The 12,509-nt window shown below is 69.4% G+C and carries 11 protein-coding genes; 5 read left to right on the forward strand and 6 right to left on the reverse strand.

Features of this window, described 5'->3' with window-relative positions; genetic code table 11:
- Nucleotides 1-47: 47 nt before the first annotated feature.
- From ACFWCK_RS17620 to ACFWCK_RS17635, 4 genes are all read left to right on the forward strand, one after another.
- Entirely contained in the window at nucleotides 48-704 is a 657-nt protein-coding gene (locus ACFWCK_RS17620; RefSeq protein ID WP_378807100.1) for a histidine phosphatase family protein, read from the forward strand.
- Nucleotides 705-831: 127 nt separating this feature from the next.
- On the forward strand, nucleotides 832-1,335 hold the full coding sequence (locus ACFWCK_RS17625) for a hypothetical protein (protein ID WP_378807101.1): 504 nt from the start codon (nucleotides 832-834) through the stop codon (nucleotides 1,333-1,335).
- Nucleotides 1,336-1,431: 96 nt separating this feature from the next.
- Nucleotides 1,432-2,028, forward strand: coding sequence for a TMEM175 family protein (locus ACFWCK_RS17630; RefSeq protein ID WP_378807103.1), 597 nt, complete (start codon nucleotides 1,432-1,434; stop codon nucleotides 2,026-2,028).
- Nucleotides 2,029-2,032: 4 nt separating this feature from the next.
- Nucleotides 2,033-2,560 carry a hypothetical protein gene (locus tag ACFWCK_RS17635; protein WP_378807105.1) on the forward strand — a complete coding sequence of 176 codons (528 nt, stop codon included), beginning with the start codon at nucleotides 2,033-2,035 and terminating at the stop codon, nucleotides 2,558-2,560.
- On the opposite strand, the gene ACFWCK_RS17640 is transcribed toward ACFWCK_RS17635, so the two are convergent.
- Complete coding sequence (locus ACFWCK_RS17640) at nucleotides 2,503-4,995, reverse strand: HAD-IC family P-type ATPase (protein ID WP_378807107.1); 2,493 nt, start codon at nucleotides 4,993-4,995, stop codon at nucleotides 2,503-2,505. The two genes, ACFWCK_RS17635 and ACFWCK_RS17640, sit on opposite strands and share 58 nt — an antisense overlap.
- Nucleotides 4,996-5,046: 51 nt before the next feature.
- The gene (locus ACFWCK_RS17645) at nucleotides 5,047-6,435 is read right to left on the reverse strand and encodes a CapA family protein (protein WP_378807108.1); all 1,389 of its coding nucleotides are present in this window, start codon (nucleotides 6,433-6,435) and stop codon (nucleotides 5,047-5,049) included.
- A gap of 127 nt (nucleotides 6,436-6,562) precedes the next feature.
- On the opposite strand from ACFWCK_RS17645, the gene ACFWCK_RS17650 reads away from it, so the two are divergent.
- A complete protein-coding gene (locus ACFWCK_RS17650) occupies nucleotides 6,563-7,090 on the forward strand; it encodes a TetR/AcrR family transcriptional regulator (protein WP_378807110.1) in 528 nt (175 codons plus the stop codon).
- Nucleotides 7,091-7,207: 117 nt separating this feature from the next.
- Here ACFWCK_RS17650 and ACFWCK_RS17655 read toward each other — a convergent pair whose 3' ends face one another.
- The 4 genes from ACFWCK_RS17655 to ACFWCK_RS17670 are packed head-to-tail and all read right to left on the reverse strand — an operon-like array spanning nucleotide 7,208 to nucleotide 12,503.
- Nucleotides 7,208-8,854, reverse strand: a complete 1,647-nt coding sequence (locus ACFWCK_RS17655; protein ID WP_378807111.1) for an MFS transporter — start codon at nucleotides 8,852-8,854, stop codon at nucleotides 7,208-7,210.
- Nucleotides 8,855-8,887: 33 nt separating this feature from the next.
- A complete protein-coding gene (glsA, locus tag ACFWCK_RS17660) occupies nucleotides 8,888-9,901 on the reverse strand; it encodes a glutaminase A (RefSeq protein ID WP_378807113.1) in 1,014 nt (337 codons plus the stop codon).
- Nucleotides 9,902-9,957: 56 nt separating this feature from the next.
- Nucleotides 9,958-11,514, reverse strand: coding sequence for an SLC13 family permease (locus ACFWCK_RS17665; RefSeq protein ID WP_378807114.1), 1,557 nt, complete (start codon nucleotides 11,512-11,514; stop codon nucleotides 9,958-9,960).
- On the reverse strand, nucleotides 11,502-12,503 hold the full coding sequence (locus ACFWCK_RS17670; RefSeq protein WP_378807115.1) for an FUSC family protein: 1,002 nt from the start codon (nucleotides 12,501-12,503) through the stop codon (nucleotides 11,502-11,504). The genes ACFWCK_RS17665 and ACFWCK_RS17670 overlap by 13 nt, the downstream gene beginning before the upstream one ends.
- Nucleotides 12,504-12,509: the final 6 nt, after the last annotated feature.

Genomic DNA, 12,509 nt, shown 5'->3' on the forward strand with positions numbered 1-12,509 from the left:
CCCACGTCTGCGGTGGGCACAGGGGTCCAGGGCGCTACGGTGGCGGGGTGGAGACTCTCGACCCGCTGCCCGACCGCCCCGCCCCGGATAATCCGCAGGGCAAGCTCGTGCTGCTGCGCCATGGCGAGACCGAATGGTCGCGCAGCGGCCGGCATACGGGTCGCACGGACATCCCGCTCACCCTGCGTGGGGAGGAGCTGGCCCGGCACGCGGGCGCGCTCGTGACCGGCTACGATTTCCGGCTCGTCCTGTCCTCACCGCTGGAGCGAGCTCGGCGCACGGCCGAGCTCGCCGGACTCGAAGCCGAGGTCGATCCGCTCCTCGTGGAGTGGGACTACGGCGGCTACGAGGGGCGCACCACGAAAGACATCCGCGCTGAGCTGGGCTACAACTGGAGCGCCTTCACGCACGGTGTGGTCCGCGGCGAGACTCCGGGGGAGACCGTCGAGGAGGTCGCCGCACGGGCTTCGCGGGTGCTCACCCGGGTGCTGCCGGCCATGGTGGACGGCGATGTCGCGCTGATCGCGCACGGCCATTACCTGCGGATCCTGACGGCCGTGTTCCTGCGCCAGGCCCCGCGCTTCGGGGCCGCGATCACGCTGGACGCCGGATCCGTCTCGGTGCTCGGATTCACCCGCGAGCAGCCCGCGATCCTGGCCTGGAACCATGGCCCGCAACTGCCGTTGGAGCCGTCGGAATCCTGAAGACTTCCAAGAAGACCTCTCCGCTCGGCGAGCGAGTGCCGGTGCTGTGCTCCCGCTCGCGTTGCCGATACTCTGGCTGAGCGCATCGGCGGCGGGAGCCGGCCGTGGAGGGCGACGAGGAGTGCGAATGACGGAGGCGGTCGACGCGGAGGAGCGCGCCGCGCGCGCAGATCGTCTCAAGGAACGGATCTACATCGCTTTCGCGACCCTGGCCGTGCTGATCGCGGCCGGCGGGCACGGATCCGAAGCCCTCGAAGTCCTGCTCACGCTCCTGATCACGGTCGGAGGGCTGGTCGCCGCCGTGTTCTTGGCTGACCTGCTGTCTCATCTCGTGGTGCACTCGCGATTGCCCAGTGCGCGCGAGCTGCGCGGAGCCGTCGGCGCCAGCTTCGGGGCAACGCTCGCGCCGGTCGCGCCCGCCCTGCTCCTGCTCGGAGCCGTCCTGGGCTGGTGGTCGACCGAGGCCGGGATCATCGCGGGACAGGTGTGCGTCATCCTCGGACTGGTCGCCGTCGGCTACCTCGCGGTGCGCAACGTGCCGATGCGTTGGTGGCAGCGCATCCTCGCGATAGGACTCGAGGCGCTCCTGGGCGTCGTCGTGATCGTGATCCAAGTGCTCGCGCACGGCTGACATCGGGGAGAGGATGACGGCATGACAGGTCTGCCCGACGGCACGAACACCCCATCTTCGCGAAGGCGATCACCGCGGAGCTATCGCGGGGATCGCATGCTGGCGCTCAGCGACGGCGTGTTCGCGTTCGCCATCACCCTCCTCGTCCTGGACCTCGTGGTGCCGAGCCTCACCGTGCGGGACGTCGTCGGTGAACTGCTCGGAGAGTGGCCGCAATTCCTCGCGCACATCATCTCCTTCGCGACGATCGGGGCGGCGTGGTTGGCGCACTCCGCGATCACCGATCACATGGCCCGCTCCGATTCGACGTTCGCGCGGCTCAACCTGCTTGTGCTGCTGCTGGTTTCGTTCATGCCGTATCCCACGCGTCTGCTTTCGATCTTCATCGCGTCGGACACCCGCGAACGCATCGCCGTCACGCTGTACGGGGCGAGCGGACTCCTCCTGATCGGGTTGCTCTGGCTGCTGTGGGCCTATGCGAGGCGCGAAGGGCTCTTCGACGCCGAGGTCTCCGGTGACGAGCTCGCCCTGTTCACCGGCCGGATGCTTCCCGGGATGGCATGCTACGCGGCGCTGATCATCGTCGGCTGGTTCCTGCCGATGGTCGCGGTCATCGGCTACGCCGTGATCGCGCTGTACTTCATCATCCCGTTCCGGCTGCGCCGGCTCCACCGACAGCAGAGGCTGCAGTGAGCGCATGACGGATCCCGAGGCCCCCATCCCACCCGCCGGTGAGGACACCGCGCGCACTGGTGAGGTCGTCCCGCGTCCTCTGTTCCCGCCCCAGGGCGGTGGCGATCCGTCCACCGCGGCTCGGCCCGCACTCATCACGGTCGTCGCGGTGCTCGCTGCCCTGAACGGCATCGTGAGCGCCTTGATCGGCACGATCATCCTGTTGAGCCGCTATGACGCCGACCCGGAGGATGTTCTCATGGTGTCGCTGATCGGCGCCGGGGTGATCCTGTTCGGGTTGCTCACGCTCGCTGTCGCCGGCGGCCTCGGGCGGGGGAGCCGCCTGTCTCGCGCCCTCACCACCGTCTACCTCGGGGTGCAACTGCTGCTCGCCGTGCTCGCCCTCGCGATCAGCGGCTGGGACGGGTGGGGCGTCATGGGCATCGTCGTCGATGTGCTCATCGTGCTCGCCCTGTGGCTGCCGCGGGGCGCTCGCTACTTCGCCGCGCCTCTCGCCATGACGACCGAACCGCCGTCCCGCCTCGCCGGCTGATTTCGGGCGGCATGCCGCTCGAGCGCGCGCAGTACGAACCGGGTGTGCACGAACCGCACCACCTCGATGCCGCAGATCGTGAGGATCGTGATCGCGGCGACGAGGTAGGCCGCGTCGCGTCCCGGATCCACGAGCGCGAAGAACGTGGTGGACAGCGGCACCGTGAACACCACGACGAGTGCGAGGAACATCGCCCCGATCACCAGCACCTTGAGGCGCGTGACCGGACGCGACAGCACTGTGAGCACCCAGATCCCCACGATGGCGAGGATCAGGGTCGCTCCCGTGCGCAGCTGTTCCGCAGGTACGCCGAGATCGGTCGCGAGGCGTGCGTACAGCGTCAGCGCGAGTGCGATGAGCACTCCGGCGGGGATCGCGAAGCTCAGCGAGCGGCGCAGGAACCCCGGCACGTACCGCTGGGCGTTCGGCATCAGGGCGAGGAAGAACGCGGGGATCCCGATGGTCAGTCCGTCGGTGATGGACAGCTGACGCGGCAGGAACGGGAACTCCATCACCAGGCAGCCGAACAGGATCGCGAGCCCCGTCGCATAGGCGGTCTTGGTGAGGAACAGCATCGACACGCGCTCGATGTTCGCGATCACCTGCCGACCCTGCGCGACCACATCGGGCAGATGCGAGAACTGGCCGTCCAGCAGCACCAGGCGTGCGACGGCCTTGGTGGCGGGGGAGCCGGAGTTCATCGCGATGCCGATGTCGGCGGTCTTGATCGCCAGTGCGTCGTTCACGCCGTCGCCGGTCATCGCCACGACGTGCCCGCGCGACTGCAGTGCCACGACCATGCGCTTCTTCTGCTCGGGAGTGACACGGCCGAACACGAGGTGCTCCTCGAGCACCTGCGCGAGCTCGGTGTCGTCGTCCGGCAGGCTCCTCGCATCGAATCCGTCTGCGGCATCGAGCCCGACTTCGCGGGCGATCGCCGCGACCGTGCGCGGGTTGTCGCCGGAGATGATCCGGATCCCCACACCCTGCTCGCGGAAGTACGCGAGCGTCGAGGCGGCATCCGGTCGCACCTGCTCCCGGAAGGTGAGCACCACGACGGGCACGAGGTCGTCCGGCAGCGTCTCGGCCGCGATCTGCGCATCGGAGAGCGCGACTCCTGCCCTGGCGAGCACGAGAGTGCGTCGGCCGGTGTCGGCGAGGGTCGTCACCAGCGCGCCGAGTGCGCCGGAGGGATCGGTCGCGGCGTCGCCGAACACCATCTCGGGAGCGCCGAACACCCAGCTCTCCGCGGATTCTCCGAACGAGACCGCGCTCCACTTGCGCGCTGAGGAGAACGGGATCGTGGCAGGGTCCGTTCCGCCCGCTGCCGGGGCGGGGAAGGAGCCGCGCAGGGCACGCGCCGTCGCGTTGGCCTCGGGCGCCGCGGCATACCAGCCGAGCACGCGCTGCCAGCCGTGGACGGCCTCGCCCGCGCCGGCCACGGGGTGCGCCTCGTCGAAGGCGATCTCGCCCACGGTGAGCGTCCCGGTCTTGTCCAGGCACACCACGTCGACGCGGGCGAGACCCTCGACCGCGGGCAGCTCGTTCACCAGCACCTTCTGGGCGGCCAGCCGAGCAGCGCCCACGGCGAAGGCGATACTCGTCATCAGCACGAGGCCGAGCGGGATCATCGCGGTGAGCGACGCGATCGTGTTCACCACCGCCTGCACCCACGCGCCGGTGCGGAAGGCCTTCTCGTAGCCGCCCGCGACCATGACCTGTGCGTTGAACACGAGAAGCCCGATCGGTCCGATGAGCCAGCTCATCCAGCGCAGCACGCGGTCGACCGAGGTGCGCAGCTCACTGGAGACGAGGGAGAAGCGCTTGGCCTCGCCCGCGAAGCGGTTCGCGTACGAGTCTGCGCCCACGCGCACGACCTGTGCCCGCGCCTCACCTGCGACGACGACGGATGCGGACAGCAGCTCGTCGCCCGGGAGCTTGTCGACCGGATCCGACTCGCCCGTCAGCATCGACTCGTCGACCTGTATGCCGCGCGTGGTGAGCACCTGCGCGTCGGCGGGGATCTGATCCCCGGCGCGCAGGACCAGCACGTCGTCGAGCACGACCTCTGCGGAGGCGACGTCGTGCTCCTCGCCCGCGCGCAGCACGGTCGCGTGCGGGGCGTTCAGCAGCGCGAGCTTGTCGAGCGCGGCCTTGGCGCGGAATTCCTGGATGCAGCCGATGATGGCGTTGCCGAACGCGGCGAAGCCGAACAGCGCGTCCTGCCAGCGCCCCACGAGGAAGAGCACGAAGAAGCACGCGAACACGATCCCGTTGAACAGCGTGAACACGTTGGCACGCACGATGTTCCATGCGCTGCGACTGGTGTCCGCCTGATAGGCGTTGCTGCGGCCGTCGGCGAGGCGGGCGGCGACGGCGGCGTCATCCAGGCCGGTCGCGGAGTTCGTCGCAGCGGCGTGCGTCTGTGCGGTCACGAATCGGCCCCCTCGGTCGTCGCGCCGCCACCGGCGCCGCTGGTGTCATGTCTATCGGTCCGGCTGCGGCCCGTCGAGTCCGATCGTTGCGCGCGCAGCGGGCTCTCCGGCCGGGATGAGTCGGCGGCCCAGCTCCTGCAGGCGGTGAAGCTCGGCGAGCCGGGCCTCAGATCGGGAAGGCAGCGTCGTCTCCCGGGCGATCTCGTCATCGAGGCCGACCACGCGCACGTCCACGCAGCGCTCGCCGTCGAACGTGAAGCGGCGGGTGATGAAGCGATGCTCCACGGCGGTGATCCGAGTGACGGTACGGCCCTTCTCGATGCCGCGGACGATGGTGGTGCGCAGCATCAGACCCAGCGTCGAGTTTGGCACGTTCGGCAACCACGACACGGTGTCGCCGTGGGCATACGCGATCAGCACGTCCTTCTCGAACCCGCTGAACGGATCCCGCACGCGCACCTGCTCGAGCGGCTGCACGGTATGCGGGTGGTTGCCGAGGAGGGCATCCACCCCGAGCGCGGCGATGCGGTGCGCCGTGTCGATGAGCGGTTGTACCGGAAACGACTCGAACTCCAGGCTCCAATGCAGGCAGGCGAGCACGACGTCGGCGTTCTTCTGACGGCGGGCGATCTCTAGGTGCCGACGGATCAAGGAAAGATCCGGATCCTGCGCGTTGAGTCGCACCAGGTTGACGCTGTACTCGGTGCCCGTGGGGAACTCTCGGCCATTGACGGAGAAGCTGTACGACAGGATCGCGATGCGGATGCCACCACGCTCCACGATCGGGACGTCGTCCTGCTCGACGGGGGAGCGGGAGGTGCCGACGAAGCCGACGCACTCCGCGTCGAGCACGTCCAGCGTCTCCCGCAGGCCGCCGATGCCCTGATCGAGGCAATGGTTGTTCGCGGTGGAGAAGAACGTGAAGCGGGATCCGGATCCGGTGAAGACGCGCAGCATCTCGCGCGACGAGTTCAGCGGTGGGGCCTTCAGGATGCTGCGCGGTGGTGCCGCCTGCGCGCGCGACGGGGAGACCGGCGTCTCCAGATTCGCGAGCGCCAGGTCGGCCGAGAACGCCCACTCTGCGACCTCGTCCCAGAGGTGCGCCGCGGTCTCGGGACGGATGTGCTCCGAGGTCAGCAGATCACCGGCGGAGGTCACCGTGATCGAGTCGACCGCGATGAAGTCCCGAGGCGGCGCGAACCGGAGGGGAGCGGTCAGCCGCGTTTCGATGTCGGTGTGTCGCTGGGCATGCTCGACGGGATGCACGAAGAACTTGTGCGCCCACCACAGCTTGTCACCGAGCCGCATCGCTCCGGCGTCGCCCTCCACGATGCGCGAGTGCCGGGTGCCTCCCGGCAACAGGAGGCCATACACGCGCAGAAATGCCCGGATCAGCGCCGCGAGCATGGCGTCCTCCTCGATGTCGCGATAAAGTGTCACAGATGTGACATTTGGACGGTAGGAGCTCGAGGGTGCGGCCGTCAACGGAGGTCGTGCAAGTGGCGCAGAGCTGCGCAGAACGAGCCACCTCGCACCCGACGCAGGTCCCCGGAGAACGAGGAACAGGATGGTTCACCCGAACGCGGTGCGGTCACAGCGCTGGCTGACGGCGGCGCTTCTCGAACTGATGCGGGAGAAGCCGTTCGCGCGGATCACGATCAGTGAGATCGCCGACAAGGCGCAGCTGTCCCGCCGCACGTTCTATCGCAACTTCGCGACGAAGGAGCAGATCCTCTCCGCTTACACGCGCGACCTCATGGAGGAGTACATCGCCGCGGTGCGTCCGGTCGTCGACCGACCGATGCGCGACATCGTGTTCATCCACCTGACGTTCTGGCGACGGCACCTGGAGTTCCTGCGCACGATGCAGCACGAGCAGATGCTGTTCCTGCTGCTGGAAAAATACAACGAATACATCGCGGAGGTCCGCGATCGAGCGGGAAGCACGCGCTACACCGAGCTGAGCCGGGAAGAGTACGCGCTCGCGTTCAACGCGGGCGGCCACCTCAACGTGGTGTTCGAATGGTTGCGCCGCGGCGCGGTCGACGACCCGGAAGCCGTCGCCGCGACGTTCGAGGGCTTCGGCGACCGCTGAGCGGGCCCTTCGACAGGCTCAGGGACCCTGGGGCGACGGGCTCAGGGACGGGGCCCTTCGACAGGCGCAGGGGCCGGGGCGACGGGCTCGGCGACCGGAGGCGCAAGGAACGGTGGATCAGGCCTTCTCCGGAAGGTTCTCCGGTGCGGGGATCTCCTCTGGACGGTAGCGCGGCAGGCGCGATGCCGGCAGCGCGGCGATCGCACTGATTCCGGCGAGCACGAGGAAGCCGAGCCGCAGCGTGCGCAGACGTTGCTCCTCGTTGATCGCCACGGCCGCGTCGATCTGCGCCGGGGTCGCATCGGTCTCGGCGAACTTCGCCTTCAATGCGTCGTTGCTGAGGAAGTTCACCTGGTCGAGATCCACCTGCGTCATCAGCTCCGGCGGGAGATCATCGTGCGCCGCCACGGCCTGGGTGAAGCCCAGACTCAGCAGGGTCACCAGCAGGGCACCCATCACCGCCGTGCCGACGGCGCTCGCCAGGTTCTGCGTGGTTCCGCGGATGGATCCGACATCACCGGCGAGCTCCTTCGGGGCGGCCGTCACCAGCACGTTGAACACCAGGGTCACCAGCGAGCCCTGGCCGATGCCGAACACCACGAGGCCGAGGATCGTCGGGAGGGTCTCCCAGTTGTTGGTCACGACGAAGGAGAGCCAGATCAGGGCGGCCGTGGTGAGCACGAACGAGAACAGTGCGATCGTGCGCGGAGCGAAGCGCTGGTAGAACCGCACGATCAGGGTCGCCGTGATGAACACCGTGAGGTTGAACGGCATCATGGCGAGCGAGGTGTCGAAAGGCGTGCGCCCCTGCACCACCTGGATGTACGTCGGCACGGTGAAGTTCACCGCCGCCTCCATCGCGACGATGATGAACATCGCGTACACCGCGGCGCGCTCGGTGCGCTTGCCGAGCACGCCCAGATCCACGAGCGGCACCCTACCGAGGCGCATGCGACGGCGGGTCCAGAGGAAGAATGCCTGCCCGAAGATCACGCCGAACACGACGAACACCGGGGCCGGCGACAGCCCGAGGATCGAGAACGGCGCGCCCGGTTCCGCGAGCAGGATCCCCCAGGAGTTCAGGTTGTTGAACCCGAGGGTGAGCAGCACGATCGCGGCGCCGATGAGCACCGAGGCGACGAGATCGATCCGGATCGCCGGGTTGCCCTTGTCGCCGCGCAGACGGAAGCTCAGCGCGAAGACCGCGACCGCGAGGCCGAGGGTGATGAAGAACACCGGACGCCAGCCGACGAGCGTACCCAGGGTGCCGCCGATGAGAAACGCGCTGATACCAGAGAACGCGCGGGCGGAGCCGAGCGAGCCCACCGCCGTGGCCTGCTGCGCGCCGCGGTAGTTCTCAGCGATGAGCGCCACCAGCGCAGGCACGATGATCGCCGCGGACGCCCCGGCCAGCACCTGACCGGCGATCGCCCAGTTGATCGAGGTCGCGGTGATCATCATCACGCTGCTCAGCGCGAACACCGCCACCACGACGCGGAAGATGAGCACCCAGCCGACCCGCTGGCCGAGCTTCGCGCCGGTCATCACGAGGGCGGCGACCGCGAGACCGTACACGACGATGGTCGAGCTCGCCGTGGTCGGGGGCACGCCGAAGTCGTGCACCATGCCGCCCAGCGAGATCGGCAGGGCCGCGACGTTGAACGACATCAGCACCTGGGCGAGGAAGAGTCCCACCATCGGCGCCCAGGAACGCCGTTCTTCGGTGGAAGCAGGGGCCGCGCTGGGGGCGGTGTCATCGGTCATGGGGACTCCTTCGGTGGGGGAGAGCGGATCCGGTCAGCTGCCGGATCCGCGCACCGGGCGGGGATCGGATGCGAAGAGGTTGAGTCCGAGCGTGCGCGACAGGAACGCACAGGCGCGTTGCCCGCGCACGCTGTTCCCGGCCTCGTCCAGGCGCGGCGAGAAGGCGCCGACCGCGCCCTTGCCGGGCGCGATGGCGACGATGCCGCCGGCCACGCCCGACTTGGCGGGCAGGCCGATCTCGAACAGCCACGCTCCGCTGCGCTCATACATGCCGCAGCTCGCCAGCAGCGCGAGGGTGTCCCTCGCCGTGGCGGCGGAGACCACCCGCTCCCCGGTGACGGGGTTCACGCCGCCGTCGGCCAGGGTTGCCCCCATCACGGCGAGGTCGTGCGCGGTGACGGCCAGAGAGCACTGCCGCGTGTAGATGTCGACGGCCTCGTCCGGAGCGATCGCGAGGCGGTCATAGCTCTGCAGCAGCCGCGCGAGCGCATGATTGCGGTGGTTCGTGAACGACTCCGAGCGATACACCTCGCCGTCCAGGGCGAGCGGGCGGCCCGCGAACCGGCTCAGACCGTCGCGGATCCGCTGCCAGCGCTCGTCCGCGTGCGCACCGGGGATGAGCGCCGTGGTCGCGATCGCACCGGCGTTCGCCATCGAATTCATCGGGCTGCCGCCGTTGAGCTCGACGGCGACGACCGAGTTGAACGCGAGCCCGGTGTTGTCCACGCCGACCACGTCGCGGATCGTCTCGTGGCCGATCTCCTCCGCGGCAAGCGCGAACACGAACGCCTTCGAGATCGACTGGATCGAGAACGCGACGTCCGTGTCACCCGCCGAATGCGCGCCGCCCGAGACGTCGACGACCGACAGCCCGAACCAGGCCGGATCCGCCTCGGCGAGGATCGGGATGTAGTCGGCGACGACGCCGTCGTCCTGCCCCGCGTAGCGCGCATGCGCCTCGGCGACCAGCGCATCAACCTGTTCCGCCTGCGGCAGCGCGCCTGTGGCGCTGAGCTGGGGGATGTCGCTCACATCGGCTTCGAACACATCGCGTCCTCTCGTCGAAACCCTCGTCGTGCCGCCGCTCGGCCAGTATTTCGCACCTAGAACCGCCAGACCAGTGGCACCACGAAGACCGCCACCGCACCGAACAGCAGCAGACAGGGCAGGCCGAGCTTCCAGTAGTCGCCGAATCGGTAGCCGCCGGGCTCCTGCACCATGAGGTTCCCGGGCGTCGCGACCGGCGTGAGGAACGAAGCGGCGCCGGCGATCGTGATCGCCATCATCATCGGCAGCGGCGAGACGTGCGCCGAGTGCGCCACCGCGATCGCGATCGGCGCCACGATCAGCACCGTGGCCAGGTTGCTGATGAACTGACCGAGCACGAGCACCACCACCACGATCCCCGCGAGGAGCAGCGTCGGCGACGATCCTCCGAACCACGACAGCAGGGTGTCGGAGATGAGATCGGCGGCTCCCGAGGTCTGGATCGCCGTGGACAGCGGGATCATCCCGGCCACCACGACCAGCGTGCTCAGCGAGATCGAGCGCTGCGCCTGCGCGATCGTCAGGATCCGCGTCGCCACCAGCACCACGCCCGCGCCGATCACGACGATCGACGGCGGCACGAGACCGGTGGCCAGCAGCATGCACATCGCGGCGAGCACGCTCACGGCGACGGTGGCGCGACCGCTCCAGCTCACGCTCTGCCGGCGCACCCGGTCGGGGGATTCGACACTGATGACGCCGGCCATGTCGGCCCTGCTTTCCAGGTCGCTCCACGCGCCGCGGACCACGAGCACGTCACCGGGCTGCAGGTCAGCGGAGTCCAGGGGGTAGCCGCCGCGGTGCACGGCGGCGATCAGCAGGCTTTCGCTCGCCGTGCGCATCCCCGAGAACACGTGCGCGCCGAGGAACGGCGACCGCGGCGGGATGACGACCTCGACAACGCCTTCCTCGGCGCCGATCCGGGCGTCGCCCGTGCTCAGTGCGTACTCGGCGGCGATGGTCTCGGCGTAGGCGCTGAGGTCGTTCGGAGCGTTCTGCGCCGCCCGGTGGGGGAGCAGCCTCGGTCCGAGCAGCACGCACAGGATCACCACACCGACGAGCAGCGGCACCCCGACGATCGCGAACTCGAAGAACCCGAACGCGCGATCCCCCGCCTCCACGCTGAGCTCTGAGACCAGCACGTTGATCGGCGTGCCGAGCATGGTGAGCAGGGATCCGGCGTGCGCGGCGAAGGCGAGGGGCAGCAGCAGCTGTGAGGGCGGCTGTTTGGCCCGGGCGGCCAGTGCCACCCCGACCGGCACCAGGGCGGCGACCGCGCCGTTCACGCTGATCAGGGCGGTGAGCAGGGCCGACAGCAGCATGAGGGCGATCAGCACCGAGGAGCGCTTGTCGCCCACCCGGCGCGTCAGCTGCTGCCCGGCCCAGGCGGTGACGCCGGTCGCCTCGAGCGATTCGCTCACCACGAACAGGCCTGCGAGGTAGATCACGATGGGGTCGCCGAATCCGGCGATCGCCTGCTCGAAGGTGACAGCGCCGGTCGCGAACAGTGCGAGCGTGACGAGCAGTGCGACGATCGGCGCGGGCAGCCGGTTCGACAGGAACAGGACGATCGCCACGATGAGCACGGCGAAGGTGGTGATCAGCGGATCCACGGGGTGTTGCCTTCCGGAGCGGGTTCTGCGAGCCGGGTGCGGGCCAGCAGACAGGTGACCAGATTTTCGAGGGGTTCGGCGATGAGCAGCAGGAGCAAGCCGACGCCGACGGCGAGCAGGGCGGATCCGATGCGCTCGAAGCCGAGAGCAGGCGATGCGAGGCCGGGGGAGAGCGTCCCGAGCAGGATCACGGTTGCGGCGATGGCGGCGACTGCGGTCGCGAGACGCTCGGCCAGGGTGCTCGCGACGACCAGCAGCGCGCCGACGACGATCGCTCCCACGACCAACCAGCCGGGCGCGAGCACGCCGATCGCCACGGCCGCGGCGGATCCCGCCATGGTCGCGATCGCGTACCGCAGCGCGGAACGGGCGGTGCCCGGACCGGGCACGAAGGCGAGGCAGAACGCGAGCGGGCCCCAGTGCAGCCGCTCCGCCCCGAACGCGGCGCCCACGAACAGCAGCACCGCGCAGCCGGCGGCGAGCAGCATGGCATGCGAGATCGCCCGACCCCACGACAAGGGCCTGGGCTCGGCTGCCAGTCCGACCAGCGCCGCCGCTCCGATCAGGAAGGCGGCTCCGGCGAACGTGGAGAGCGCCACGAGCCCCGCCGACCCTGCGGGCATGGTCACCGCGTCGAAGACGAGGATCGCCGGGGCCACCGCGAGCGCCCTCGGATCCCAGCGCAGGAACACCGCCTGCGCCAGCGCGCAGATCACCACCGCGACGAGCAGCGGCCCGAACGCGGGCCCAATCAACGATCCGGCGCCGGCGACGACGGCGATCCACACCGCGCCGATCCATTGCTGGGGGCGGTGCAGCGCACGCACGACAGTCGTCGCGACGACGATCCCCAGGTACACCGACTGCGCGGCCACGGACCCGACCAGCAGCAGTGCGGCGACGACAGGCACTGCGCCGATCGCCATGAGCAGCGCCGCCTGCACCACGAGCCGCCCTCCGGCGGGTGTGGGCGGGGCGACGGCGTTCATCGGCGG

The organism is Microbacterium sp. NPDC060117 (assembly GCF_042729315.1).
In the GTDB taxonomy this organism is placed as follows: Bacteria; Actinomycetota; Actinomycetes; order Actinomycetales; family Microbacteriaceae; genus Microbacterium.